The 26,026-nt window shown below is 69.6% G+C and carries 18 protein-coding genes; 6 read left to right on the top strand and 12 right to left on the bottom strand.

The window, feature by feature from the left end; genetic code table 11:
- Positions 1 to 41 precede the first annotated feature (41 nt).
- The 4 genes from J1C47_RS00395 (at position 42) to J1C47_RS00380 (ending at position 5,453) form a co-directional block, all read left to right on the top strand.
- Positions 42 to 1,229 (top strand): ABC transporter permease, encoded by a 1,188-nt coding sequence (locus tag J1C47_RS00395; protein ID WP_207348736.1) that lies wholly within the window; start codon positions 42 to 44, stop codon positions 1,227 to 1,229.
- A 28-nt stretch (positions 1,230 to 1,257) separates the two neighbouring features.
- Positions 1,258 to 2,103 carry an ABC transporter ATP-binding protein gene (locus J1C47_RS00390; RefSeq protein WP_342591900.1) on the top strand — a complete coding sequence of 282 codons (846 nt, stop codon included), beginning with the start codon at positions 1,258 to 1,260 and terminating at the stop codon, positions 2,101 to 2,103.
- Positions 2,103 to 4,628, top strand: a complete 2,526-nt coding sequence (locus tag J1C47_RS00385; RefSeq protein WP_207348734.1) for an MlaD family protein — start codon at positions 2,103 to 2,105, stop codon at positions 4,626 to 4,628. The genes J1C47_RS00390 and J1C47_RS00385 overlap by 1 nt, the downstream gene beginning before the upstream one ends.
- A gap of 243 nt (positions 4,629 to 4,871) precedes the next feature.
- Positions 4,872 to 5,453, top strand: coding sequence for an ABC-type transport auxiliary lipoprotein family protein (locus J1C47_RS00380; protein ID WP_207348733.1), 582 nt, complete (start codon positions 4,872 to 4,874; stop codon positions 5,451 to 5,453).
- A gap of 203 nt (positions 5,454 to 5,656) precedes the next feature.
- Here the strand turns inward: J1C47_RS00380 and J1C47_RS00375 are convergent, their stop codons facing one another.
- The 7 genes from J1C47_RS00375 to J1C47_RS00345 form a co-directional block, all read right to left on the bottom strand.
- Positions 5,657 to 9,247, bottom strand: coding sequence for a molybdopterin cofactor-binding domain-containing protein (locus tag J1C47_RS00375; protein WP_207348732.1), 3,591 nt, complete (start codon positions 9,245 to 9,247; stop codon positions 5,657 to 5,659).
- The gene (locus J1C47_RS00370; protein WP_207348731.1) at positions 9,244 to 9,756 is read right to left on the bottom strand and encodes a (2Fe-2S)-binding protein; all 513 of its coding nucleotides are present in this window, start codon (positions 9,754 to 9,756) and stop codon (positions 9,244 to 9,246) included. Before J1C47_RS00370 ends, J1C47_RS00375 begins: the two co-directional genes overlap by 4 nt.
- A 7-nt stretch (positions 9,757 to 9,763) precedes the next feature.
- On the bottom strand, positions 9,764 to 10,483 hold the full coding sequence (locus J1C47_RS00365; RefSeq protein WP_207348730.1) for an ABC transporter ATP-binding protein: 720 nt from the start codon (positions 10,481 to 10,483) through the stop codon (positions 9,764 to 9,766).
- Positions 10,480 to 11,265: an ABC transporter ATP-binding protein gene (locus J1C47_RS00360; protein WP_207348729.1), complete on the bottom strand. Its 786-nt coding sequence runs from the start codon at positions 11,263 to 11,265 to the stop codon at positions 10,480 to 10,482. The genes J1C47_RS00365 and J1C47_RS00360 overlap by 4 nt, the downstream gene beginning before the upstream one ends.
- The gene (locus J1C47_RS00355) at positions 11,262 to 13,160 is read right to left on the bottom strand and encodes an ABC transporter permease (RefSeq protein WP_207348728.1); all 1,899 of its coding nucleotides are present in this window, start codon (positions 13,158 to 13,160) and stop codon (positions 11,262 to 11,264) included. The genes J1C47_RS00360 and J1C47_RS00355 overlap by 4 nt, the downstream gene beginning before the upstream one ends.
- Positions 13,161 to 13,209: 49 nt before the next feature.
- On the bottom strand, positions 13,210 to 14,421 hold the full coding sequence (locus J1C47_RS00350) for an ABC transporter substrate-binding protein (protein WP_207348727.1): 1,212 nt from the start codon (positions 14,419 to 14,421) through the stop codon (positions 13,210 to 13,212).
- A 173-nt stretch (positions 14,422 to 14,594) separates the two neighbouring features.
- A complete protein-coding gene (locus J1C47_RS00345) occupies positions 14,595 to 15,047 on the bottom strand; it encodes a MarR family winged helix-turn-helix transcriptional regulator (RefSeq protein WP_245396276.1) in 453 nt (150 codons plus the stop codon).
- Positions 15,048 to 15,229: 182 nt separating this feature from the next.
- On the opposite strand from J1C47_RS00345, the gene J1C47_RS00340 reads away from it, so the two are divergent.
- The gene (locus tag J1C47_RS00340; protein WP_207348725.1) at positions 15,230 to 16,429 is read left to right on the top strand and encodes an amidohydrolase family protein; all 1,200 of its coding nucleotides are present in this window, start codon (positions 15,230 to 15,232) and stop codon (positions 16,427 to 16,429) included.
- A gap of 464 nt (positions 16,430 to 16,893) precedes the next feature.
- On the opposite strand, the gene J1C47_RS00335 is transcribed toward J1C47_RS00340, so the two are convergent.
- From J1C47_RS00335 to J1C47_RS00315, 5 genes are all read right to left on the bottom strand, one after another.
- Positions 16,894 to 17,481: an amino acid synthesis family protein gene (locus J1C47_RS00335; RefSeq protein ID WP_207348724.1), complete on the bottom strand. Its 588-nt coding sequence runs from the start codon at positions 17,479 to 17,481 to the stop codon at positions 16,894 to 16,896.
- The gene (locus J1C47_RS00330) at positions 17,478 to 18,062 is read right to left on the bottom strand and encodes an amino acid synthesis family protein (protein WP_207348723.1); all 585 of its coding nucleotides are present in this window, start codon (positions 18,060 to 18,062) and stop codon (positions 17,478 to 17,480) included. The genes J1C47_RS00335 and J1C47_RS00330 overlap by 4 nt, the downstream gene beginning before the upstream one ends.
- Before the next feature lie 9 nt (positions 18,063 to 18,071).
- Entirely contained in the window at positions 18,072 to 18,926 is an 855-nt protein-coding gene (locus J1C47_RS00325) for a UPF0280 family protein (protein ID WP_207348722.1), read from the bottom strand.
- Positions 18,927 to 18,934: 8 nt separating this feature from the next.
- A complete protein-coding gene (locus J1C47_RS00320) occupies positions 18,935 to 20,428 on the bottom strand; it encodes a 6-hydroxynicotinate reductase (RefSeq protein ID WP_207348721.1) in 1,494 nt (497 codons plus the stop codon).
- 362 nt (positions 20,429 to 20,790) lie between these two features.
- Entirely contained in the window at positions 20,791 to 23,820 is a 3,030-nt protein-coding gene (locus J1C47_RS00315) for an Rne/Rng family ribonuclease (protein ID WP_207348720.1), read from the bottom strand.
- An 803-nt stretch (positions 23,821 to 24,623) separates the two neighbouring features.
- On the opposite strand from J1C47_RS00315, the gene J1C47_RS00310 reads away from it, so the two are divergent.
- On the top strand, positions 24,624 to 25,853 hold the full coding sequence (locus J1C47_RS00310) for an N-acetylmuramoyl-L-alanine amidase (RefSeq protein ID WP_207348719.1): 1,230 nt from the start codon (positions 24,624 to 24,626) through the stop codon (positions 25,851 to 25,853).
- The last annotated feature ends 173 nt before the right edge of the window (positions 25,854 to 26,026 follow it).

Here is a 26,026-nt window from a genome sequence, read left to right as displayed (position 1 = left end):
GAGACGAACCCGCCCGGCGGCCGGATGCGGATCGAGGTAGAATGCTGCAGGCTTCGAAGGCCGACGAGACCGCCGCCAGCGGTCGCCTGTCTTCCGTCAGGCCCGCTCTCGAAGGCGAGAAGCGGGACGGCGGCGTGCGGCTCGTCGCCAGCGGCGACTGGCTGTCGCGCACCGTCGGCGAGATGGAGGGCCTCCTCGCCGAGACCGCCCGCTCCAATCTCGGCGGCAGCGTCGTCCTCGACTGTTCGAAGGTCGGCCGCATCGACACGGCGGGGGCCTTCGTCCTCGAGCGCCTGACGCAGGACCTTTCGGCAGACGGCCGCAGGGTCGAGCTCGCCGGTGTCCCGAACCGCAATGCGGCGCTCTTTTCGGCGGTGCGCGCCGCCATGGCGAAGCAGCAGCCGCCGGAGCGTCCGGCGCGGCGCAATCTGCTCCTCGCGCTTTTCGCCAGCGTCGGCGGCGGCGTCTACGGCGTCCGCGACGAGGCGGTCTCCGCCCTCAACATCATCGGCGGCGCGATCTACGGGGCCGGCAACCGGCTGGCCGGGCGCACCCAGCGGCGCCCCGCGGCGATCTTCAACCAGCTCGACCAGATGGGGGTCAAGGCGATCCCGATCATCGTGCTGATCACCTTTCTCATCGGCGGCATCATCGCCCAGCAGGGCGCCTTCCAGCTGCGCCGCTTCGGCGGCGAGGTCTATGCCGTCAATCTCGTCGGCATCCTGGTCCTGCGCGAGATCGGCGTGCTGCTGACGGCGATCATGATCGCCGGCCGGTCTGGCAGTGCGATCACCGCCGAGCTCGGCTCGATGAAGATGCGCGAGGAGATCGACGCGCTGCACGTCATCGGCCTCAACCCGATCGGCGTCCTCGTCTTCCCGCGGCTCCTCGCGCTCGCCATCGCTTTGCCGCTCCTCACCGTCCTCGCCAATCTCTCGGCGCTGCTCGGCGGCATGCTGACGCTGAAGCTCTATTCCGGCATCTCCATCGCCAACTACCTGCAGGGCATCCAGAACAGCGTCGACCTGTTCACCGTCTTCTCCGGCTTGATCAAGGCCCCCTTCATGGCCGTCGTCATCGGCATCGTCGGAGCGGCGGAGGGAATGAAGGTCGGCGGCAGCGCCGAGAGCCTCGGCCTGCGGGTCACCGCCTCGGTGGTCAAGTCGATCTTCCTCGTCATCGTCATGGACGGACTTTTCGCGATCTTCTATGCCTCGATCGGACTCTGACATCGCCACGCTCGAAGACCCCGCCACGGTGACCGGCCGCGACAAGGCGCCCGCCGCCGCCCGGCAGGCGGATGACGACGTCGTCATCCGGGCGCGCGGCGTCACCGTCGCCTTCGGCGGCAAGAAGGTGCTCGACGATCTGTCGCTCGACGTCCGGCGCGGCGAGATCCTCGGCTTCGTCGGACCCTCGGGCGCCGGCAAGTCGGTGCTGCTGCGCACCATCCTCGGCCTCAACGCCAAGGATGCCGGCACGATCGAGGTGTTCGGCATCGACTACGACCGGGCGAGCGACCGCGAGCGGCTGTCGGTCGAAAGGCGCTGGGGCGTGCTCTTCCAGCACGGCGCGTTGTTTTCCGCGCTGACGGTGCGCGAGAACATCGAGGTGCCGATGAAGGAGTATCTCGACCTCTCGCCGAAGCTGATGCACGAGCTGGCGATGCTGAAGATCGACCTCGTCGGGCTGGCGCCGGACGCCGCCGACAAGTACCCCTCCGAACTCTCGGGCGGCATGATCAAGCGCGCCGCGCTCGCCCGCGCGCTCGCCCTCGATCCGGAGATCGTGTTCCTGGACGAGCCGACCTCGGGGCTCGACCCGATCGGCGCGGCCGACTTCGACCAGCTCATCATGACGCTGCGCGACACGCTCGGCCTGTCGGTCTACATGGTCACCCACGACCTCGACAGCCTGTTCCAGGCCTGCGACCGCATCGCCGTGCTCGGCGAGCGCAAGGTGCTGGTCGAGGGGCCGCTCGCCAAAATGCTCGACTACGACCACCCCTGGGTGAAATCCTATTTCCACGGCAAGCGCGCCCGCACCATCGTCACGAATGATGCGAAGCCGGCGCGGCCGACCCCGTTCGATGGAGCCGCCTGATGGAAACCAACGCCAACTACGTCCGTGTCGGCATCTTCACGCTCGTCGTGCTCGCGCTGGCCTTCGGCTTCACCTACTGGAGCGTCTTCGCCTCGAGCGGCGACAGCCGCGTGCCGCTGCTCGTGCGCATCGAGGGGTCGGTGACCGGCCTGCAGCAGGGCAGCCAGGTGCTGTTCAACGGCCTGCCGGTCGGCCAGGTCACGGCGCTGAGGATCGACAACAACAATCCCGGCGTCGTCATCGCGACGACGATGGTCGACCCGACCATCCCGGTGAAGGAGAACACCCAGGCGAACATCGGCTTCCAGGGCCTGACCGGCTACGCCTTCATCGAGCTGAAGGGCGGCGACCCGAGCGGCGCGAACCTGATGGAGGAGGCGCGCCAGCAGGGCGTGACGCCGGTGATCCGGGCCAATCCCTCCGACGTCACCGACATTCTCGCGACGGCGCGCGACATCGCCGACCGCGCGAACAGCATCCTCGGTCAGTTCGAGAGCATCGTGAAGGACGCCGGGCCGGGCGTCCAGACCACCATCGCCAACGTCGCCAAGACCTCGGAGAACGTCGAGACCTTCACCGCGGCGCTGGCGAAGAACACCGACAACATCGACAATTTCGTCGACAGCATCTCCAAGCTCGCCGTCAGCGCCCGCAACGTCGCCGACGCGCTGCCGAGCGCCATCAAAAAGGCCACGGACATTCTCGCCGCGGTCGACACCGACGAGGTCGGCCGGATCGTCGACAACGTCACGGCGGTGAGCGACAACGTCCGCGCCCAGTCGGAGAGGATCGGCAGCGTCGTCGATTCCGTCCAGTCCGCCGCCAACGGCGTCGGCAGGATCGGCGACGTGATCACCCGCAATGCCGACGGCATCGACCGCTTCGTCGGCGCGCTCGGACCCTTCGCCGACACCGCAACCGACGTCGCGACGAAGCTCGGCACGACGCTGACCAGCGCCGACAAGGTGCTCGCCGCGGTGGACCCTGAGAAGGTCGCGACCACCCTCGACCAGGTGACCAGGACGGCGACCAACGTCGCCGCGGTGACCGACACGGTAAATGAGCAGAAGGAGGCGATCTCCTCGGCGATCAGCGGTTTCGCCAACTCGGCCAAGAACGTCGACCGGCTGACGACGACGGTGGCCGAGCGCTCCGCCGACATCGACAGGCTGCTGAAGAATCTCGGCCCGATCTCCGACGAGGTCGGCGAGGCCGCGACGACGCTCAACCGGACGCTCGCCTCGGCCGACCAGGTTGTGGCCTCGATCGATCCGAAGAAGGTCTCCTCGACCATCGACGCCGCGTCGCAGACCGCGACCAACGTCGCCGCGCTGAGCCAGAAGCTGAGCGACCAGTCCGGCGCCATCGACACGATCGTGCAAGGCGCGTCGAACGCCATGTCGAACGTCGAGGCGGTGACCAAGACCGTCGCCGACCGGCGCGAGGAGCTCGACCGGACGCTCGCCAATCTGGCGCCGATCTCCGACACCGCCAACCGGGTGGCCAACCGGCTCGACGTGACGCTGCAGAACGCCGACAAGGTGATCGCCGCGGTGGACCCGGAGAAGGTCGCGACGACCCTCGACCAGGTGACCAGGACGGCGACCAACGTCGCTTCGGTGACCGACACGGTGAATGACCAGAAGGAGGCGATCTCCTCGGCGATCAGCGCCTTCTCGCACAGCGCCCAGAACGTCAACCAGATCACCACGACGGTGGCGCAGCGGGCGGGCGACATCGACAAGCTGATGGCGAGCCTCGGCCCGATCAGCGAGAACGTCAGCGCCGCATCGACCAAGCTGAATTCGACGCTCGACGGCGCCAAGGGCATGGTCGACGCGATCGACACCAAGGCGATCAACCGCTCGATCGACAATGTCGGCGCGATCACCACCGCGCTGCGCGAGAAGACGCCCGAGATCCAGTCGATCGTCGAGCGGGTCAATTCGGCGGTGCTGACCATCGACGAAGCCGTGAAGGGATTCTCGGAAACCCGCGCGCAGCTCGACACGCTTCTCGCCAGCATCGATCCGGCCAAGGTGAACCGGGCGGTCGACAACGTCTCGGCGGCGACCGACAACGTCGCCAAGGCCGCCGATTCGATCGCCGGCGTCGCCACCGACCTCGGCGCGAAGCGGCCGCAGATCGACGAGATCGTCGCCAACGTCCAGGCGACGAGCGAAAGCCTGAAGAACGCCTCCGGCAAGATCGACGGGGTGATCAAGTCGATCGACGACGTCTTCGCCGGGGCGGGAAGCGGCACCAAGCTCGGCGCCGATCTTTCCGGCGCCCTGCAGTCGGTGCGCGGCGCCGCCCAGTCGATCCAGGAGCAGGTGGCGCCGATCTCGGCCAATCTGCAGCGCTTCTCGGGCCAGGGGCTGCGGGAGTTCCAGTCGCTGATCGGCAACGTCAACCGCACGGTCAACCGCATCGACAACGCCGTCTCCGACTTCTCCAACAATCCGAGCCGGCTGATCTACGGCGGCGACGAAGTGAAGCAGTATGACGGGCGCACCCGCCGGTAGCGGCGGCGGCATCGGTCTCTCCCGTCGGGCCGGGCCCCTGCAAGCCGGGCCGCCCGGCCGCTTGTGGCAATCGGGCCCCGCCGGCGAAGTTTGTGTGACTGCCGGACGGCGCGGGCGCCCGGGCGATTGACAGGCCCGGTTGCGGATGCAAGCAACGGTGCAAGCCCGGCGAAACGTTGGGCTTTCACGGCGCGAGAGTCGCTTTCGATCGCCGCGCCGAAAGACGAGGGGAATGTCGCGACGATGACCGTCACGAAGACAGCAGCGATGGCGATGCTCGCGGGCGTGCTTCTGGCCGGCTGCACCTCCGTGCCCCCGGATACGTTCGAGCTGTCCTCGCCGGCCAATGTCGCGGTGCGCGGCGCGACGCGGGCGCAGATCCTCATTCCCGAGCCGACGGCGATCAAGACGATCGACACCGACAAGATCGTCATCAAGACGGCGCCCTATGCCGTCCAGTATCTCGCCAAGAGCCAGTGGAGCGACCGGCTGCCGCGCATGGTGCAGCTGCGGCTGCTGCAGGCCTTCGAGAACACCGGCCGGATCGGCGCGGTGGGCGTGCCGGGGCAGGGGCTGGCGATCGACTACCAGCTGATCATGGAGATCCGGCGCTTCGAGATCGATACGGCGGGCGCCGCGACGGCGCGGATCGACATCTCGGTGAAGGCGCTGAACGACCGCAACGGCACGGTCCGGCAGACGCGGGTGTTCTCGGCCGCAGCGCCGGTCACGGGCAGCGGCAACGGCGCTTATGTGGCGGCGCTCAACCGGGCGTTCGACGAGATCACCGGCGAGATCGTGACCTGGACCCTCGGCCTGATCTGACGACGCGGCGTCGCCGACGGCGTCTGGCCCCTCGATCGATTGCCCTGTCCGTGAAGCCCACAGCACCGCGCGCCACGGGAGCGGCCCGGGCCGCGAAGCGGCGGACCCTCGAAGCCTGCGGGGACGGTCGAACGCCGATACCCCTTGAGTGAGAAAAGTCGCGCCAGGTCCCTGGCGCACGACGCGGCGCCGGGCTCAGTCCGTCAGCCGCCGGCGGTCGAGGCCTCCGACAGCGACGCCCGGATCTTCGCGACGCGCGCCTCGACATCGTCCCACGGCGCGCGGCCGCGGGCGAACCGGCTGCGGAGATAGCTAACGAGCGCCGCCACCTGCCGGTCGGTGAAGGTTTCGGCAAAGCCGGGCATGGCGCTGTGGGCGCCGCTCGCCGCCGGGGCGAGGCCGCCGAAGATCGTTCGGATCAGATTGTCGGGCGCTGCGGCGTTGACCGCCGTCGTCAGGGCGAGCGGGGTTCCGGCATTGAACAGCGTGGCCTCTGCCCCGGAGCGGTGGCAGACCGCGCATGCCCCGTCATAGAGCCGCGCACCGAGGCTCTGTGCCGGCCGGATGTCGGCCTCGCTCGCGGCAACGAGCCGCGCCGCCTCGGCCTGCCGGTCGCCCTGGGGCGCAGCTTTCGAGAGCGAGGCGAGGTAGACGGCCATCGCCCGGATGTCGGTATCCGGCACCCCCGTAAGCGAGGCGACGACCGGCGCCATCGAGCCGGCCGCGGCGCCGTGTTCGGCCGAACGGCCGGTCCTCAGATAGGCGTAGAGCGCGTCTTGCGTCCAGCCGAGCGGCGCTTCGCCCGTACCGTCCAGCGCCGGCGCGTGCCAGCCGTCCGCAATGCCGCCGGAAAGATGCGCCGCGCCGCGCTTTTCGGCTCCGAGCGGGTTGCGTGGCGAGTGGCAGGCGCTGCAATGGCCGAGGCCCTCGACGAGATAGCGGCCGCGGTTCCAGGCCTCGCTGCGGGAAACCACCGGCCGCAGGGCTTCGGCCTTGTGGTAGAGCGCGTTCCAGCCGGCCATCAGCGGCCGCAGGTTGAAGGGAAAGGCGAGGGCGGTGGCCGGGGGTGTCGCGCGCACCGGCGGCTGCGCCATCAGATGGGCGTAGAGCGCCTCGAGGTCGGCCTCGCCGGTCTTCGCGAAGGCACTGTAGGGAAAGGCGGGATAGAGATGCCGCCCGTCGCGGGAGATCCCCTCGCGCATTGCCCGGGCGAAGGCCGGATAGGACCAGGCGCCGATGCCGGTTTCGGGGTCGGGAGTGATGTTGGTCGAATAGACCGTTCCGAACGGCGTCTCGATCGCCCGTCCGCCGGCATTGGCGCTGCCGCCCGGAACGGTGTGGCAGACGGCGCAGTCGCCGAGCGCGGCGAGCTGGCGGCCGCGTTCGAGAGTGGCGGCCGACCATGTGGCGGGATCCGGCGGCGCGACGGGCGCGATCGGCGCCCTGAGAACGAGGCCGACGGCGGCGGTACCGATCGTCGCGGCGAGACCGGCGAGGACGGGAGCGAGAAGCCGGCGCAGCAGCGGCGGGCGACGGCGCGGCGACACCGTCCCCGGGGCGGGGGCCGGCGCCGCGGGTTCGAGCCGCGCCGGCGGCGCTGGCGCGCCCCAGGCCGCGTCGAGGCCGGCCTTGATCCTCTCCGGCGTGAAGGGGAGTTCCCGAAAGCGGACGCCGGTGGCGTCGAAGATCGCATTCGCGATCGCCGCGGCGCTCGGCACCGACGCGGATTCGCCGACGCCGAGCGGCGGATCGGCCGGGCGCGGCAGCATCAGGACGTCGACGTCCGGAATCTCGGGAAACTGCGCGATCGGATAGCTGCCCCAGTCGCGGCTCGCAACGGTGGAGTTCTCGAACGCCACCTCCTCCTTGAGGACGCGGCTCGCGGACTGCACGACGTTGCCGTGGATCTGGTGCCTGACGCCGGCCGGGTTGATCATCTGGCCGGTGTCGTGGCCGACCACCACCCGCTCCAGCGCGACCTCGCCGGTCCTGCGGTCGACCGCGACCTCGGCGATCCAGGCGGCGTGGGCGGCGGCTGTGCCGGGAAAGGCGCCGTGGACGTAGACGGCATAGGCGAAGCCCTGACCGTAGAGCTTGCCGCCCTCGCCGCTGCCGTCGCCCGTACGGCGCGGGCCGCTGCGCTCCACCCAGCCGGCGCGGCCGGCCGTCGCCCTGACGAGCTCGGCGGCGCGCGGATCCTTCAGATGCCGCAGCCGGAAGGCGACGGGATCTTCCACGGCCGCGGCCGCCAGCTCGTCGATGAAGCTCTCATGGGCGAACGAGTTCGGCATGGCCGAGACGCCGCGCATCCAGGAGGCCCGCACGATCGGCGCCATGTCGTGGACGCGGATGCGCTCGGCCGCGTAGCGATAGGGTGGGATCGCCGTCCTGTCGCCCATGTCCGAGGGCTGCGGGTCGGGTGAAATGGCACCGGTGAGGAGCAGCGCGAGGTTCGGCCCGCGGTTGGAGGGATAGCGGGTCTCGAAGTCGTAGGCGGCAAGGCCGCCGTCGGCGGAAAGCCCGCCTTCGACGTCGATGAGCTGGGCGGCGCCCTTCGGCTCCCAGGCATGCTCCTCAGCGCGGGTGAGCTGCACGCGCACGGGCCGGCCGACCGCCCGCGACAGGAGGCTCGCATCGGCGCTGACGTCGTCGGCGCAGTTCCGCCCGTAGCAGCCCGCCGCCTCGTGGCGCCTGATGTCGATCCGCTCGGGGGGAAGCTGCAGCAGACGGCAGAGGTCGCCGCGCAGCATGTGCGGGTTCTGCGTTCCCGACCAGAGCGTCAGCAGCCCGTCGCGAAAATCCGCAACCGCGCAGGACGGGCCGATCGAGGCGTGCATCTGATAGGGCCAGACATAACGCCGCTTGAGACGAACGGCGGACCCGGGCAGGACCGCCTCGACGTCGCCGTGGTCGGACAAGGTGCGCGGCGTCGCGGGATGGGCGGTCAACGCCGCCGCGAGGTCGTCGAGGCCGGGGAGCGGGGGCGGCTCGCGCCAGGCGATCTTCAGCCGCCGGGCGGCCTCCGCCGCCTGATCCTCGCGCTCGCAGACGATGCCGACGAAATCGGCGATCACCACGAGCTCGACGAAGCCGGGCAGCGAGGCGACCGATGCGCGGTCGACAAAAAGGAGGCTGCGGCCGATGAAGTCGCCGCTGTCGCGCCCGGCATAGGGCGGCCTGACGACCCGGCCGTGCAGCATGCCGGGAAGCCGGACGTCGTGGACGTAGGTGGCGCGGCCGCTGACCTTGTCCGGAATGTCGACGCGCGGCAGCGAGGTGCCGACCAGCCGGTAGGCCTCCGCCGGCTTGACCGGCGTGGCGAGGTCGAGTTCGGCGCGGATGGTGGCGCCGGCGAGGATCTCGCCGAAGCCGAGGCGGCGGTTGCTGCCCGGCGCGAAGACGAGGCCGGCCTCGATGGCGAGGTCCTCCGGCGCCGCGTCGAGGAGGCGCGCGGCCCGCGACAGGAGGATCCCCCGCGCCTGGGCCGCGGCCTTGCGGAGCGGCACGGCGGCGACCTGGATGGTCTCGCTGGCGATCGTCGGGCCCTGGTCCGGCGTCCGGCCAGTGTCGCCGAGCACCATCGCCACCTGGTCGGGCGCGGCGTCGAGCTCTTCCGCAACGATCTGGGCGAGCGCGGTGGCAATGCCGGTGCCAAGATCGACATGGCCGTTGTGGCCGGTGACGCGGCCGTCGGCGTGGACGATAAGGAAGGTTTCGGCGCTGCCCGAGGCGGAGCCGCGCTCGATGACGAGGCGGGCTTCCTCCTGATCGCCGGTGCGTGCGGCGTCGGTCATGCGCCCCCGTCCCTCGCCGACAGTCGCGCGTCAGGCCGAAGCCCGCAAGCGCGGCGGGCGGCCGCGAGAATCTCCAGATGCGTCCCGCAGCGGCAGAGATTGTAGCGGAGCGCCTCGCGGATCGCCCGCTCGTCCGGCGCAGGATCGCGCAGGGTCAGCGCCTTCAGCGTCATGATCATGCCGTTGAGACAGTAGCCGCACTGGACGGCCTGTTCCGCTACGAAGGCCTCCTGCACCGCATCGAGGCGACCGTCCCGCGAAAGCCCTTCGAGGGTGACGATCCGCCGGCCGGCGACCGATCCGGCGGGTATGGTGCAGGCGCGGGCGGCAAGCCCGTCGATCAGCACCGTGCAGGCGCCGCACTGGCCGAGGCCGCAACCGAATTTCGGGCCGTTGAGGCGAAGGTCGTTGCGCAGCACGTCGAGAAGCGGCGCGGCCGGCGGAACGGCGAGGCGATGGTCGGTGCCGTTGACCGTCAGTGAGATCGCGGCGTCGCTCTTTGGCGTCATTGCGGCCTCAGACGGCGAGATACTGGTCGCGCACGGCGGTGTTCGCCTCGAGTTCGGCGACGGTGCCGGAAAAGCGGATGCGGCCCTTTTCGAGAATGTAGGCACGGTCTGAGATCAGCCGGGCGAAGTGGAGGTTCTGCTCGGAGAGGAGGATGCTGAGGCCTTCGCGCTTCATGGCGAGGATCGCGTCCGCCATCTGCTCAATGATCTTCGGCGCCAGACCCTCCGACGGCTCGTCGAGAAGAACGAGGGAGGGATTGCCCATCAGCGTGCGGGAGATCGTCAGCATCTGCTGCTCGCCGCCGCTCATCTGGCCGCCGGGCCGCCGGCGCATCTCGGCGAGGTTCGGGAAGAGGGCGTAGAGCCGCTCCGGCGTCCAGGTGGCGGCGTCGCCGCGAGCCGGCTGGCGGCCGACCTCGAGGTTTTCCTCGACGGTGAGTTCGGCGAAGACGCGCCGGTCCTCCGGCACGTAGCCGAGGCCGCGCCGCGCGATCTCGTAGGTCGGCAGGCGGGCGATGTCCTCCGCCTCGAAGCGGATCGCGCCCTCGCGCCGGTCGACGAGACCCATCAGCGACTTGAAGGTGGTCGACTTGCCGGCGCCGTTGCGGCCGAGCAGGGCCACCACCTCGCCGCGGCCGACGGAAAAGCCGACGTCGAAGAGGATCTGCACCGGGCCGTAGAAGCTGTTCAGCGCCGCGACCTCGAGCTTTGCGGAAGCTGCACTCATGCGTCCGCCCTCCGCGCCGCGGCCGCCTGGTCGTAGACCAGCCCTTCGCCGAGATAGACGGCCCTGACCTGCGGATCCCGGCGCACCGTCTCCGGCGCGCCCTCGGCGATGAGCCGGCCGCGGTTCAGGACCATCATCCGGTCGGCATGGGCGAAGACGACGTCCATGTCGTGTTCGGTGAAGAGGACGCCGATCTGCCGCTCGCGGGCGATGCGGGCGGTCAGCGCCATCAGCTCGACGCGCTCCAGCGGCGCCATGCCGGCGGCCGGCTCGTCCATCAGGAGCAGCTTCGGATCGTTGGCGAGCGCCATGGCGAGTTCCAGCCGCTTGACGTCGCCATAGGCCATGTCGGCACAGGGACGCTTCGCGAATTCCGCCATGCCGGTGAGGGCGAGGACCTCTTCGGCCGCGGTCCGATGGGCGCTGCCGGCGCGGCCGAGGAAGCCGAGGCCGCCGTCCCGCGAGGCGAAGACGGTCTCGACGTTCTCGCGCACGGTCATCGACTTGAACACCTGCGCGACCTGGAAGGTGCGTCCGACGCCGAGGCGGAAGATCTGGCGCGGCGACAAGCCGATCGTGTCGCGGCCGGTGATCCGGATCCGGCCGGCGCCGACCGGAATCTGTCCGCCGACCATGTTGAAGCAGGTGCTCTTGCCGGCGCCGTTCGGGCCGATCAGGGCGAGCATCTCGCCGGCGAAAAGTCGGAAGCTGACGTCCTCGACCGCATGGACGCCGCCATAGGATTTCGACAGGTGTTCGACCTCGAGGAGGGCGTTCGTCATTGCCGGCCCTCCGCCGGAAGGGCGACCGGCCGGGCCGCCCCTGCGGGCCGTCGCCAGCGCTCCAGCGGCCCGGCGACCAGCCCCGCGAGCGAGCCGACGATGCCCTGCGGGAACGCGACGACGAGGAAGACGATGACCGCGCCGAGGACGAGGCGCGACAGGTCGGTGGCGCTCATCAGCCAGATCGAGGCCATGGTGTAGACGATCGCGCCGACCACCGAGCCCGAAACCGTGGCGACGCCGCCGAGGAGCACCATGACGAGCGCGTCGATCGAGGTCGGGATCGACAGGACGTCGGGAAAGATGCTGCCCTTGAGAAAGGCGAAGAGGGCGCCGGCAAGCCCCGCCGCCGTGCCCGAGACGGCAAAGGCGACATACTGGGTGCGCTGGCGCGAGATGCCGATCGCCTCGGCCCGCACGGTCGAATCCCGCACCGCCCGCAGCCGGTAGCCGAAGGGCGAGAAGACGAGGTGGCGAAGGACGAGGACGCACACCACGGCGACGGCGAGCGTCAGCCAGTAGAATGCGGCCGGGCTGGAGGCCCAGTCCGAGGGCCAGACGCCGAGAATGCCGTTGTCGCCGCCGGTCACCTCCACCCACTGGAAGGCGACCGACCAGGTGATCTGCGCGAAGGCGAGGGTGAGCATGGCGAAGTAGACGCCCGACAGGCGCACGCAGAACCAGCCGAAGACCAGGGCACCGGCGAGGCCGGCCAACGGCCCGACCAAGAGCGCCGCCTCCATCGGCAGTCCCGACCACTCGACGGCGAGGGCCGCGCCATAGGCGCCGAGGCCGAAATAGGCGGCATGGCCGAAGGAATCGAGCCCGCCGGTCGACATCTGGAACTGCAGGCTGACGGCGAAGACGACGGCGATCAGGATCTGCGCCCCGACCGAGAGGCCGTAGGAACCGAGCAGCAGCGGCATGAGCGCGGCGAGGAGGATCGCCGCCGCGACGAGGACACTCGTCGCCGGCGACCAGGGTCGCCACGGCCGCGTCGCCTCGCCGATGGTCTTGACGCCGGTCTGGATCGGCTTTCCGAGGAAGCCCCAGGGCCGGATGACCAGGACGACGGCCATCACCAGGAACATCAGGACCAGCGAGATGCCCGGAAGGACGAGGATGCCGAAGGCGTTGAGCTCGGCGATCAGCACGGCGGCGAGGAAGGCGCCGGTGATCGACCCGAGGCCGCCGATGACGACGACGACGAACACCTCGGCGATGATCGAAAGGTCCATCTGGTGGGTGACGGCGGTGCGCGGGATCTGCAGCGCCCCGCCGAAGGCGGCGAGGAAGATGCCGAGGGTGAAGACCCCGGTGAACAGCCATTTCTGGTTCACGCCGAGCGCCGCCACCATGTCGCGGTCCTCAGTCGCGGCGCGCACCAGGACGCCCCAGCGCGTGCGGTGCATGAGCAGCCACAAGGCGCCTAGGACGAGGGGGCCGAGGACGATGAGCAAGAGGTCGTAGGTCGGAACCGGCAGGCCGAGCACCGTGACGGCGCCATCGAGGCCGGGCGCGCGCGGCCCGACGAGATCCTGCGGGCCCCAGATCAGATGGACGAGATCCTCGACCATCAGCGTGACGCCGAAGGTCGCGAGCAGCTGGAACAGCTCCGGCGCCCGGTAGATCCGCCGCAGCAGCGACATTTCGAGGAGCGCGCCGACCAGCGCGACGACCGCCGCAGCGACGAGGATACCGGCCCAGAAGCCGAGGCCGCCCTCCAGCCGCTGGGTCAGCGAATAGGCGACATAGGCGCCGAGCATGTAGAAGGCGCCGTGGGCGAAGTTGACGATGCGGGTGACGCCGAAGATCACCGACAGGCCGCAGGCCGCCAGGAACAGCGACGACGCATTGGCAAGCCCGGTCAGGAACTGCACGACATAGAGTGCCATCCGTGTGCAGTCCCCGATCCGTTCGATGCCTTCGCGCTGCCGCCGACGGTCAGCCCTGCGGCCGCAGCTTCTTCACTTCGGCGTCCGAGGGCAGGTAGTTCGCACCGTCCTCGTATTTGAAGTCGACCATCACGCCCTTGCCGTCCTTGACCGCCGTCTTGCCGACGAAGGCGCCGAGGGTCGACTGGTGGTCGATCGCCCGCATGGTGATCTTGCCGAAGGGCGTGTCGAGCGAGATGCCCTCGGCCGCGGCGACGAGATCGTCGGTCTCGGTGGACTTCGCCTTCTTCAAGATCTCGGCGATCGTCTTGAACTCGACATAGCCGACGACCGAGCCGAGATAGGGATGCTGGTCGTATTTCGCCTCATAGGCCTTCATGAAGGTCTGATGCTCGGGCGTGTCGACGGCGTACCAGGGATAGCCGGTGACGATCCAGCCTTCCGGCGCCTCGGCCTTCAAAGGCTCGAGATATTCCGGCTCGCCGGTCAGGAAGCTGACGACGCTGCGATCCTTGAACAGGCCGCGGGTGGTGCCCTCGCGCACGAACTGGACGAGATCGGCGCCGAACTCGACGTTGAGGATCGCGTCCGGCTTGGCGGCGGCGAGCGCCTGCGCGACGGCGCCGCCGTCGATCTTGCCGAGCGGCGGCCACTGCTCGGCGACGAACTCGACGTCGGGCTTGGCCTTCTTGAGCAGTTCCTTGAACACCTTCACCGCCGACTGGCCGTATTCGTAATTCGGCGCGACCGTCGCCCAGCGCTTGGCCGGCAGCTTCGCCGCCTGTTCGGCGAGCATCGCCGCCTGCATGTAGTTCGAGGGACGCAGGCGGAAGGTGTACTTGTTGCCCTCGCTCCAGGTGATCGCGTCGGTCAGCGGCTCGCCGGCGAGATAGAGCACCTTCTTGTGCTTGGCGTAATCGGCGATGGCGAGGCCGACATTGGAGAAGAACCCGCCGGTGATCAGCGCGACGCCGTCGCGGGCGACGAGCTCGTTGGCCGCGGTGACCGCGGCGGCGGGCTTGCCGCCGTCGTCCTTGGAGATGACGACCAGCTTGTCGCCATTGATGCCGCCGGAGGCGTTGATCTCCTCGACGGCGAGCTGCCAGCCCTTGCGGTAGGGTTCGGTGAAGGCGGGCAGCGCCGAATAGCTGTTGATCTCGCCGATCTTGATGTCTGCGGCGAGACCCGCCGGGGCCGAGGCAACCAGCCCGGTGCCGACGAGAGTCGAGATTGCGAACAGTCGAGACAAAGTCTTCAGCATTTCCAGCCTCTCGCCACGTAGCTCGTGCCGTCCCGCCCGATCCTTCGGGCAGCGGCCCCTTCAGTCGATGACGTTAGTATACGAACGATCTTTCTGCGCGGCGTCAAGCCACTTCCGGGGCCCGCCCAGATTTTGTTCAGGGGGTCCGACATCTCGGGGATACGCCCGGCCGATCACCGCAGCGTCCTCAGGCAGCGCAGAAGGATCGCGCGCTCGCGCTCGCCGAGCGGCGCCAGCGTCGCCTCGCTCGCCCGGCGGGCGTCGGCGAGCCGCGCCGTATAGACCGAGCGGCCCTCGGCCGACAGCGAGATCAGGAGCTGGCGCCGATCGTCGGGATCGTGGCGCCTGAGCACCAGGTGCCGCGCGTCGAGGCGCTGCACGACACCCTTGATCGTCGCGACGTCCATCGCCGTGTAGCGGCCGAGGAGGTTCTGCGAGCATTCGCCGATCTCCGCCAGCTTGGCGAGGACCGCCCATTGCGTCGGCGTCAGGTCGCCGCCGAAACACTCGGCGAACAGCACCGCATGACGCTGCTGGGCCTGGCGCAGCAGAAACCCGACCTGTTCGTCGAGGACGTAGCCGTCGCGCCCGACCGGTTCTTCGTCGCCGTCGCCTGCCGTCTTCAAACCACCGTTCCCTTCCGGTCGGCCGACGCGGCGGCGGCGGTATCCGCCCGCGTCCCGGCCCCGGTTGCCAAACATCCGAAGCCGGATCATAGTCCGAAGATCGTTCGTATGCGAACGATATCTGATGATCGCCGTCGCCGGTCCCCGGTCCGACGGCCGGTGGCCCGGGCAAGGAGCAGACCATGGCGCAGGACGTGCAGCAGGCGATACGGCCGGACGCGAAGCTGGTGATCCGCAACATCGGACTGGTGCTGTCCGGCGACATCGCCCGGCCGATCCTCGACGCCGACGCGATCGTCGCGGTCGGCGGCCGCATCGCCGCGATCGGCAAGACCGCCGATCTCGACCTCGACGGCGCCGACACCGAGATCGACGCGAACGGCACGGTGGTCGCCCCCGGCCTGATCGACAGCCACGTCCACCCGGTGGCCGGCGACTGGACGCCGCGCCAGAGCCAGCTCAACTGGATCGATTCGACGCTGCACGGCGGGGTGACGACGATGATCTCCGCCGGCGAGGTGCACACGCCGGGCCGGCCGCGCGACGTCGCCGGCGTCAAGGCGATGGCGATCTATGCCCAGCGCATCTTCTCGAATTTTCGGCCGAGCGGCGTCAAGGTGATGGCCGGGGCGCCGGTGATCGAGCCGGGCATGGTAGAAGAAGATTTCGCCGAGATGGCCGAACAGGGGGTCAGGCTGCTCGGCGAGGTCGGGCTCGGCGGCGTCAAGGACGGGGCGACGGGCCGCGAAATGGTGGCCTGGGCCCGCAAGCACGGCTTCAACTCGACGATCCACACCGGCGGCCCGTCGATCCCGGGCTCCGGCCTGATCGACGCCGACGTCGTGCTCGAGGTCGATCCGGACGTCGTCGGCCACGTCAATGGCGGCCATACCGCGCTGCCGGACGGTGAGATCCGCTGCATCTGCGAGGGCTGCCGGCGGGGCCTGGAACTCGTCCACAACGGCAACGAGCGCGCCGCGCTCTACACGCTGCGCACCGCCAAGGAGATGAACCAGCTGGAACGGGTGATCCTCGGCACCGACGGGCCGGCGGGTTCCGGCGTCCAGCCGCTCGGCATCGTGCGCATGGTGGCGATGCTCGCCTCGCTCGGCGAGGTGCCGGCCGAGACCGCCTTCTGTTTCGCCACGGGCAACACCGCACGGATGCGGGCGCTCGACTGCGGCCTGGTCGAGACCGGCCGCTCGGCGGACTTCGTCTTCATGGACAAGGCCCAGCATTCGGCCGGTCGGAGCTTCCTGCATTCGATCGAGCTCGGCGATCTCCCGGGCATCGGCATGACCGTCATCGACGGCGTCGTGCGGACCGGCCGCAGCCGCAACACGCCGCCGGCGGAGAAGCTGCCGGCGGTGATCGGGGGGTAGGGGAGCCGTCCGGAACTGGGGCAGATGCGGCTTGCTTGCCGTCGCCGACCGACGCGCCCGACCCGAAGCCTGCATCTCGTCGGGTCGGATCGTTCCTGCAGGCCATCGGTCCGAAGCGGCGCCGAGATCGAAACGCCGTCATCCTCGGGCTTGTCCCGAGGATCGACTGTGGGTTGATTGTCGGGCGCTTGGCGGTCGAGGGACAGACTGCACGGATTCTGTCGATTGGCCGGCAGTAGATCCTCGGCACAAGGCCGAGGATGACGGCGCCGAAGGGGAGCGACGTCGGTTCGCCATGTCGTCACTGGTCCCTGCTCGCTTGCAGCTTTTGCAGGCTCCAGGGCATATCGGCACGCAACCGAAGCGTCCGGGCTTGCACATGGTCCGCCCATCCCGCGGCCCCTCGATCGGGACGGGGAGCCACGGAATCGAGCGTCGAGGCGGGGCTGAACGGAGCCGCGCCCTCAGCGCAGCCCGTCCTCGCCCTTGATCTCGGCGGTGGTCAGCCCGCCGACGCGCGGCAGCGGCCGGCCGCTGTCGGTGACGACGATGGCCACCATGATCTCGTCGGCCCGGGGCGCGTCGGCAACGCGCACTTCCATGCCGTCGAAATGGCTGCGGACATAGGCGGCGTCCTTGTGGCCGAGCGGCACGTCGAGCACGCCGCCGACACCGCAGCGCTTCTTGGAGGAGGGGACGAGCGCCGCGCCCTTCTCCACGGCCTTGCGGAGCGGCGCGCCGAGCTTGGGATGCAGGATCGCCGCGGCGTGTTCGAGCTCGCCGTTCTCGCCGACAGCGGCGGCCTTGCCGTAGCTCTCGGCGCTCGCTGCCTCGATGCCGAGCGCCTTCACCGCCCGCTCGCCGAGCAGGCCGCCGAGTTCCTCGCCGATCTCGACGAGCGGCGTCAGATCCTCGACATAGCCGCCGGCGAAGGGATTGCGGATCACCGCGATCGCCGCAGCCCGCCGCGTCGGCGGATCGACCGGACGGTCCATCTCGCGCGACACCTCCTCGACGATGGTGACGATCTTGCGGATCTCGGCCTTCGTCATCGCAGTCCATCCTCTCCCTTGATCTCGGCCGCCTTCAGCCCGCCGACGCGCGCATGGATGCGCGGCCCGGTGGTCATGACGAGGACGAAGACGATCTCGTCGGCCCGCGGGCCGTCCGGCACGCCCACTTCCATCGCGTCGAAATGGCTGCGGACGTAGGAGGCGTTGACATGGGTGATCGGCACGTCGAGGCGGGTGCCCGGACCGCCGACCTTCTTGGCGGAGGGAACGATCGCCTTGGCGTCGCCGAGCAGCTCGCGCATCGCGTAGCCGCCCGGCACGTGCCACAGCGCACCGTGCTCGAGCTCGCCCGCCGCCCCGACGATCGCGCCCTTGCCGTAGCCTTCGACGGCGCCGGCATCGCCGCCGAGCACGTCGATCAGCGCCTTCGCCATGGACAGGCCGAAGGGCTTGAGGTCGTCCATGAACGGGACGATGTCCTCGACATACCGCCCGGCATAGGGGTTCTTCACAACGGCGAGGACGGCGGCCCTGCGCAGCGGCGCGGCCGCAGGCGGCCCGCCCTCGTGAAAGATCTCCTCGACGGTCACGAGGCGCTTTCGCATGACGATTTCAGGCATTGTCCCTCCTCAGGCGGCGGCGAGCGCCATGGCGCCCGTGGTTGCGGTTTGCCCGGCAAGATGCAGCGCGGCGGCGACGATCAGCCCGTCGCGGGCCAGCGCCTCGCCGACCGCGCGCCCGGCTTCGAGCGCCCGACGGACCTCGGCCGGAGCGAGCGGCCCGACGGCACGCGTCACCGGCAGCGCCGCAAGGTCGCTGTCCGGCTGGAGTTCGCAGGCTGCGACGCGGTGGACGGCGGGATGGCCGGGCAGGTCGACGGCGTTGGCGACGACGGTAGCGGCGGCGTCGGCCTCGGCGGCCGTGCGGGCGAGCACCGTCACCGCATCGGCGATGCCGAGCGAGAAGCTGCGTCCGCGGCAGCCGCTGGTCGCGATGCCCCGGATGCCGTCCGCCGCATGGATGATCGAACGGGCAAAGAGCGAGGGCCGGTCCGGCCGGTCGATGAGGCCGATCGCGAAGCTTTCGCCCGGCGCCAGATGAAGTGCGATGTCGCCGCCATTGTTGACGAAAGCTCGGGACAGCGGCGCCGCCTCGACCATCGCGGCCAGCACCGCATCGGCCACCGCTCCCGCGACCGCGGCCATCGGCGTGATGAAGCCCGTCCGCGAATGGGGGCGCACCGCGGCCAGCATCGCCCGGCCGACCGGGTCGACGGGGAGGTGCTCTCCGGCAGGCGAGCGCAGCAGCGCCAGCTCGGCGCAGAGACCGTCGAGGAGGCCGGTGAGTCGATCCGCTGCCGCGCGATAGGCCGCAACGACGGCTTCACGGCTGCCGGTGGCCTCGACGATCAGGTCGATCGGCCCGTCCTGCAGGTGCAGCCGGCGGCCGTCCGGCAGGAGCGCGACCTGGGGCTCGCGGCGCATGCGGGCCTCTATGTGTTCAGCTCGCCGGCGATCCGGCGGGCGAAGGGCCAGGGATTGCCGCGGCGCGCCGGAATGCTCTGGCGGTCGCCGGAGGCGAGCGAGGCGAGGGGGCGGACGTGGTCCATGTGGCCGCCGAGCGCCGCGTAGTCGGAAAGCCTCAACGTGAATTCCAGCGGCGCGACGAGGGCCGGGGTCGGAACGTAGCCGAAGGCGTTCTCGGGCAGCCGCGTGACGTCGACCATGAAGGTGATGCCGCCGCCCGGCCAGAGATAGACCGGGGCGCCGCCGCAGGTGACGTTGGTCAGTGCGTCGCGGACCGAGCGCGTCAGCCGCACCGGATTTTCGGTGACGCCGGCCCTGAGCGAGCCGCCGGCGCCGCCGACGAAGAGGACGGTGGAGAGCGCCGGCTCGCAGTTTTCGGCGATGCGCTCCACCGGTTCGACCAGCGGTTCCGGGATCGCCATCTCCACCGGCTTCAGCCGTTCGTCGAGCTCGAAATAGGCGGCGTGTTCGCCGGTGGTTGAGACCATCAGCAGCCTAAGGCCCGGATAGGCGTGCTTCGGGTCGAAGTCGCCGAGGATCGCCAGCGGGTCCAAGATGTCGGTGCCGCCCCAGCCGGTGCCGGGCTCGGCCACCTGGAAATAGCGGCCGGGGGTGGAGCGCCGGCCCTTGATGCGGATGCCGGTCGGCGGGATGTCGAGCAGCTTGCCGGCCTGGTGTTCGGAGAGCACGCCGGTGATGTGATCGTCGACGACGACGACTTCGTCGGCCTTGCCGAGCCATTGCCGCGCGAAGATGCCGATGGTCGCCGAGCCGCAGCCGACGCGCATGCGCGTCTCTTCCTGGCCGTTGACGATCGGCGGCTTGCCGGCCTCGACGACGAGCGTCGCGCCGCCGTCGACGGTCATTTCCACGGCCTTGCCGTTGGACAGGTCGAGCAGCGCCTGGCAGGTGACGCGGCCCTCCTTCTTCGAGCCGCCGGTGAGGTGGTGGACGCCGCCGAGCGACAGCATCTGCGAGCCGTATTCGCCGGTCGTCACATGGCCGATCCGCTCGCCCTCGACCCTGACGGCGTGGGTCTCCGGCCCGACGAAACGGTCGGTGTCGATCTTCACCTTGACGCCGCAGTAGCTGAAGATGCCCTCGGTCACGACGGTGACCATGTCGACGCCGTCGATCTCGGACGAGACGATGAAGGGGGCGGGCTTGTAGTCCGGATAGGTGGTGCCGGCGCCGATCGCGGTGACGAAACGCTCCGGGCCGGAGACGATCGTGCCGTCCCAGTCCGCAGGCTGCGAGAAGGGGACGAGTTCGGCGCCGTCCGAGATCGCCCGTTCGATGAGCACGTGCGGATCGACCCGCACCAGCTCGCCGGCGCGGTTGGCGTAGCGGTCGCACGCCCCGGTCATGCCGGGCTTGATGTAGCACATGACCGGGCAGGCATCGCAGCGGATCTTGTCATCGACGGCCGGCCCGGCGGCGTCCTGCCCCGTGATGCTCATATTCGCTTCCGCTCGCCGCAATTCATTCGCATACAAACAATCACCGCGCTGCGGCGCTGTCAATCGCATTGTCGGTGGTGCGCGGCGGGCCGAGGCGCGGCAGGGCGGGGCGGGGCGCCATGCGAGGGCGCGGGCGGCTTCGGCAGGCCGAGGGGAAGGCGATGGCAGTCGGGATCGGAGCGGAGGGACCTGACGATGCGCCGTCGCCGCTGCGAGCGCAGTGAACGGCCGGGCCCGTGCGGCTGCGGGTCGTCGGCCGCGGTCGGCACCGGCGCCGCTGCAGCGTGATCCGGTCCCGAAAAAAAGGCTTCCGTCCCCAGAAAGGACTTCGGGCCCGGCCTAGCGGCCGAGCCCGAAGAGTTTCAGAAAAAACTGCGGCGGGCCCACCACCCGGTTCGCCGCGGCTTGTCGTCCTCGCCGGCCGCCTCTTCGGCGCTCGTGGAGGTGACGACCGGCTCGGTGCGTTCGGCCGGGGCCGGCGCGTCGTCGTTGGCCGCCGGCTGTTCGGCCTGCGACGCCTCCGTGGCCGCGTCCGCGGTCTCGATTTCAGCCACGAGGGCTGCCGGCGCGTCCTGTGCGGCAGGAGGAGCGAGGCTTTCGGCGGGCGCAGCGTCCTCGCTGGCCGGCGACGCCGAGGGCGCCGAGAGATGATCGGCGCCGGTTTCCGGCACGATCACCGTCGACGTCACCGCGATGGGCGTCTCTGTGTTCTCGCCACTCTCTTCCTGCTCGCCGGCACCAAGCAGCGTCGAGCCGGTGTCCGCGTCAGAAGCACCGGAGGTCTCGACCGCGCCTGCGGCGGTGACGACGTCGCCGGTCGCCGGCTGCGACATGTCTGCCGCGGCTGCGGCATTCCCGCCGACCTCGTCCGCTTCATCGGAGCGGGCGGCAACGGCATCGCCGCCTTCGAGATCGCCCGTGCCGTCGCGGTGGCGGCGGCCGCCGCGGCGGCCGCGCCGGCGCCGGCGCGAACCCCGATCGCCATTGTCGCCATTCTCGCCGTCGTCGCCGTTCTCGCCGTTCTCGCCGCCGTCGGCATCCGAGGCGGAATCCTCGTCGCCCGAGCCTTCGGCCTCGTCGCTTTCGTTGTCGGCCTCCTCGCCGTCATCCTCGTCGCCGGATGCAGACCAGCCGTCGTCGGACGACTGGCCGCGCTCCTGGCCGCGATCGCCGCGCCGCCGGCGGCGCCGACGCCGGCGGCGCTTGCCGCCGTCGCCGTCGTCCTTCTCTTCCTCGGCGGATTTCGTCTCGACCTCTTCGGCGACCGCTTCGTCTTCGGCTTCCTCGACCTCGTCGATCGCGGCGACCGATTCCGGATGCGCGGCTTCCTGCCGGACCACCGGCTGCGACGCCGGGGCGCCGTGCTCGATGCTCACCGCCTGGTGCCCGGCGCTCTCGTCGGCCTCGATGGTGATCCTCAGGCCGAAATGCTGCTCGAGCTCGTCGATGCGCTTGCGCTTCTCGTTGAGGACGTAGAGCGCGGTCGCGGTCGGCACCTTGACGATGAGGTCGTGGCCGGCGTGCTTCTGCAGGTGCTCCTCAATGCTCCGCACGACATGCAGCGCGAGCGAGGAGGCGGAACGGATGTGGCCGGCGCCGCCGCAGATCGGGCAGGGCTGCATGGTCGATTCGAGGACGCTGGCGCGGATGCGCTGGCGGCTCATCTCCATCAGGCCGAAATGCGAGATCTTGCCGACCTGGATGCGGGCCCGGTCGTTCTTCAGGCAGTCCTTCAGCTTCTTCTCGACGGAGCGGTTGTTGCGCTTTTCCTCCATGTCGATGAAGTCGATGACGATCAGCCCGGCGAGGTCGCGCAGGCGCAGCTGCCGGGCGACTTCCTCGGCCGCCTCGAGATTGGTCTGGAACGCCGTGTCCTCGATCGAGTGCTCGCGGGTCGAGCGCCCGGAATTGACGTCGATCGCGACGAGCGCCTCGGTCTGGTTGATGATGATGTAGCCGCCGGACTTCAGCGTCACATGCGGCTGCAGCATCTTGTCGAGCTGGGCCTCGATGCCCTGGCGGGCGAAGATCGGCGTCGGATCGCGATAGGGCTGGACGACCTTCGCCTGGCTCGGCATCAGCATCCGCATGAAGTCCTTGGCTTCGCGGTAGCCGGCCTCGCCGGAGACGAGGATCTGGTCGATGTCCTTGTTGTAGAGGTCGCGGATCGAGCGCTTGATCAGGCTGCCTTCCTCGTAGACGAGGGCAGGGGCGATCGACGAGAGTGTGACGGTACGCACCGTCTCCCACAGGCGCATCAGATATTCGTAGTCGCGCTTGACCTCGGCCTTGGTGCGATTGGCGCCGGCGGTCCGCAGGATGATGCCCATGCCGCGCGGAACGTCGAGATCGCGCACGACCTCCTTCAGGCGCTTGCGGTCGGCGGCGTTGGTGATCTTGCGGGAAATGCCGCCGCCGCGCGCCGTGTTCGGCATCAGCACCGAGTAGCGGCCGGCGAGCGACAGATAGGTGGTGAGCGCCGCGCCCTTGTTGCCGCGCTCCTCCTTGACGACCTGAACGAGCAGGATCTGGCGGCGCTTGATGACCTCCTGGATCTTGTACTGCTTGCGCGGGCGGCTCTGGCGGACCGGAACCTCCTCCATGGCGTCCTCGGAGCCGAGATCGTCGATCTCCTCGGCCTCGTCGCCGTCGTCATCCGAGCCGTCTGCGCCGGAATCCCTCGAACGGGCGCTCGAACGGCGCGTCCGGCGGCCCCGCCGGCGGCGGCCGTCGTCCTCGCCGCGGCCGCCTTCGTCGGCGTCGTCCGCGGCCGCGGCCGCGCGATCCTCGTCGTCCGACGCGTCGGGATTGGCGGCGTCCTCGGAAATGCCGGCTTCGGCACGTGCGGGTTCCGCACCCGCATCCGCGTCGCCGACGGCCTCGTCGCCGCCCGGCTGCGCCGCCGCTTCGTCGGCCCCGGTGCCGGCTTCCGCCGTCGCCACCGGCGCATCCGCGCCTTCAGCCGCCTCGCCAGCGTCGACGGTCTCGGCGATCGTGTCGGTTTCGGAGCGGCGCGCAGCCCGGCTGCCCCTGCGGCCGGAACCGCCCTTGGAGCGGCCGCGCGGCTTCGCCTCGTCGGCGTCGTCCTCGTCCTCTTCCGCGCCACGCGCCATTTCCTCGGCGATCAGCGCCTCGCGATCGGCCTTGGGGATCTGATAGTAGTCCGGATGGATTTCGGAGAAGGCCAGGAAGCCGTGGCGGTTGCCGCCATATTCGACGAAGGCCGCCTGCAGCGACGGTTCGACGCGCGTGACCTTGGCGAGGTAGATGTTGCCCTTGAGCTGCTTTTTGTGTTCCGATTCGAAATCGAACTCTTCGATCCGGCTACCGCGGACGACGACGACGCGCGTCTCTTCCTGGTGGGACGCGTCGATCAGCATTTTGTTTGCCATGAGATGACTCCCCGGCGCTCGCGCAGGGGACACGCGGACGGCAATTCATCGCCTGGCGGTCTTTCGAAGGGCGCGAGCCCGAATGGGCCGTGGCTTGCGACCGCGACGCGACGATTTCACGCTGATGACCGGCCGCATCGAGGCGGGCGCGAGGCAATGGCATACAGAGCGAATCGGACAGCGGCGGCAAAAACACGACCTTGCAACAACAGATGACCGCCCGCGGGCGGCCGATGGAACGTCTCGACTGCGCTGCCGTGGGACGGACCCACGCATGTCGAACGACGAAGTATGTCGATCGCAGTTCACGCTGCGGCATCGACGGAAATCCTCGACACGAGGCCAAGTGGCGGATGCGGCGTCGCCATGCGGCGGATCGGCGTCCCGAGCGGACGGCAGCGCCCGCGACGATCTTCCGAGCCATTCGGCGGCGACGATCGATTCTCCGCCATCTTCAACCTCGCTCCCGCTTTTATGACGGGATATTGACCATGACAAGGGCGCTGCCTGTTCGGAAGGCTTTCGGGCAGGCGGGTTCCGCCCCTCACTCGCGAAAAGTTGCAGGAGCGCCGAGCCTCGGGCAAGCCTCGTCCGATACCGCCGGCAGGAAAGGCAGAGGCCCCGCCGGCGCCGGGCGACGATCCGTCGTCCGGCATCGATGGTTTGCGGACGCCGCGCGCTTTGCCCGGAGCGGCGTGCCATGCGCCCGCCGCAGCGGCGCCGTATCCCGGCCGCCACCTGCCGCCGCGGGCCCGTCATCCGGGTTCAAGTGTCGTCCGTGGGTTCGAGGGAGAGATGTTCGCATGACCATCGGCCGCCGGCTCGCCGCCATCGCCTTCCATCTCTGCGTCGGCGCCCTGCTCGTCGCCGGTTGCCGGCCGGCGCAAGCGGGCGACGAACGGGTGATCACCCAGATCGAACCGATCGCCGGCAAGACCGGCCTCGTCGTCCGCTTCATCCTGACCGGCAAGACGGCGGTGCGCAGCTTCGCGCTGAAAAACCCCGACCGGATCGCCGTCGACTTCGACGATGCCGTGCCGGCGGTACCCTTCGACACGCTGCCCGACAATCCGCTGGTCGAGACGGTTCGCCACGGCATGGTGACGGCGGATCGCTACCGGGTGATCTTCAAGCTGAAGGCGCCCGCCGTCGCCACCATCGACAGGACGGCGGAAGACGGCAAGGAGGTCGTCGAGGTCGACATCGCGGCGACCGGCGACGCCGGCCGAGCCGCCGAGCCGGTTCCCGCAGGCCGGGTCACGGCCGCCAAACCGTCCGGCGACGCTCCGCCGACGCCCGGCAAGGGCGGCGGCCCGCGCCGCCTCGTCATCGTCATCGATCCCGGCCATGGCGGCGAAGACCAGGGCGCGCTCTCGCCGTCCGGGACGATGGAGAAGACCATCAACCTCGCCAACGCCAAGATGCTGCGCGACATCCTCGACACCTATCCGAACGTCGACGCCGAGCTGACCCGCAACGACGACACCTTCATCCCGCTCGACGAGCGGGCGGCGATCGCCCGCAAGCTGGGCGCCGACCTGTTCCTGTCGATCCATGCCGACTCGATCCACTACAAGTCGTTGCGCGGCGCCACCGTCTATACGCTTTCGGAGGACGCCTCCGACGAGCTCGCCCGGCAGATCGCCGCCAACGAGAACGCCTCGGACCGCTTCGCACCGGAGGGCCTCACCGACAAGTCGCCCGAGGTCTTCGACATCCTCCTCGACCTGACGCGGCGCGAGACCGTCAGCTTTTCGGAGCATTTCGCCGCGGCGCTCGTCGCCGACCTCTCGGCCCACAAGGTCGACCTGATCAACCGCCCCAAGCGCTCGGCCGGCTTTCGGGTGCTGAAGTCGCCGGACGTTCCGTCGGTGCTGGTCGAGATGGGCTTTTTGTCGAACACCGCCGACGAGAAGCTGCTGAAGAACGAGGACTGGCGCCGGAAGATCACCTCGGCGATCGCCGAATCGATCATCCGCTTCTTCCGCGGCGGCAAGGCCGACGCGCTGAAGGCGGCGCAGAAGAACGACTGAAACGCCGCACCGGAAGGGCTTCGGGGCGCCTCTGCGACGCGCCAAAAGACGCGTGCCGGGCGGCGCAGACAGCAAAAGGTTGCCGGAAGCTTGACAGCCGGCACGGCAGTTGTGGCAATTCGGCAAGCTGAGAGCCCGAAAATGCCGAAAATCGGCCGCGATCCATGGCGATG

Source organism: Jiella sonneratiae (assembly GCF_017353515.1).
In the GTDB taxonomy this organism is placed as follows: Bacteria; Pseudomonadota; Alphaproteobacteria; order Rhizobiales; family Rhizobiaceae; genus Jiella; species Jiella sonneratiae.
This window is presented reverse-complemented; position numbering and strand designations above follow the sequence as displayed.

Bases quoted from the DNA above. Each gene is read 5' to 3' on its own strand.
- J1C47_RS00395 (WP_207348736.1), top strand. From the start codon at position 42: ATGCTGCAGGCTTCGAAGGCCGACGAGACCGCCGCCAGCGGTCGCCTG.
- J1C47_RS00385 (WP_207348734.1), top strand. From the start codon at position 2,103: ATGGAAACCAACGCCAACTACGTCCGTGTCGGCATCTTCACGCTCGTC.
- J1C47_RS00380 (WP_207348733.1), top strand. From the start codon at position 4,872: ATGACCGTCACGAAGACAGCAGCGATGGCGATGCTCGCGGGCGTGCTT.
- J1C47_RS00375 (WP_207348732.1), bottom strand. From the start codon at position 9,247: ATGACCGACGCCGCACGCACCGGCGATCAGGAGGAAGCCCGCCTCGTC.
- J1C47_RS00370 (WP_207348731.1), bottom strand. From the start codon at position 9,756: ATGACGCCAAAGAGCGACGCCGCGATCTCACTGACGGTCAACGGCACC.
- J1C47_RS00365 (WP_207348730.1), bottom strand. From the start codon at position 10,483: ATGAGTGCAGCTTCCGCAAAGCTCGAGGTCGCGGCGCTGAACAGCTTC.
- J1C47_RS00360 (WP_207348729.1), bottom strand. From the start codon at position 11,265: ATGACGAACGCCCTCCTCGAGGTCGAACACCTGTCGAAATCCTATGGC.
- J1C47_RS00355 (WP_207348728.1), bottom strand. From the start codon at position 13,160: ATGGCACTCTATGTCGTGCAGTTCCTGACCGGGCTTGCCAATGCGTCG.
- J1C47_RS00350 (WP_207348727.1), bottom strand. From the start codon at position 14,421: ATGCTGAAGACTTTGTCTCGACTGTTCGCAATCTCGACTCTCGTCGGC.
- J1C47_RS00340 (WP_207348725.1), top strand. From the start codon at position 15,230: ATGGCGCAGGACGTGCAGCAGGCGATACGGCCGGACGCGAAGCTGGTG.
- J1C47_RS00335 (WP_207348724.1), bottom strand. From the start codon at position 17,481: ATGACGAAGGCCGAGATCCGCAAGATCGTCACCATCGTCGAGGAGGTG.
- J1C47_RS00330 (WP_207348723.1), bottom strand. From the start codon at position 18,062: ATGCCTGAAATCGTCATGCGAAAGCGCCTCGTGACCGTCGAGGAGATC.
- J1C47_RS00325 (WP_207348722.1), bottom strand. From the start codon at position 18,926: ATGCGCCGCGAGCCCCAGGTCGCGCTCCTGCCGGACGGCCGCCGGCTG.
- J1C47_RS00320 (WP_207348721.1), bottom strand. From the start codon at position 20,428: ATGAGCATCACGGGGCAGGACGCCGCCGGGCCGGCCGTCGATGACAAG.
- J1C47_RS00315 (WP_207348720.1), bottom strand. From the start codon at position 23,820: ATGGCAAACAAAATGCTGATCGACGCGTCCCACCAGGAAGAGACGCGC.
- J1C47_RS00310 (WP_207348719.1), top strand. From the start codon at position 24,624: ATGACCATCGGCCGCCGGCTCGCCGCCATCGCCTTCCATCTCTGCGTC.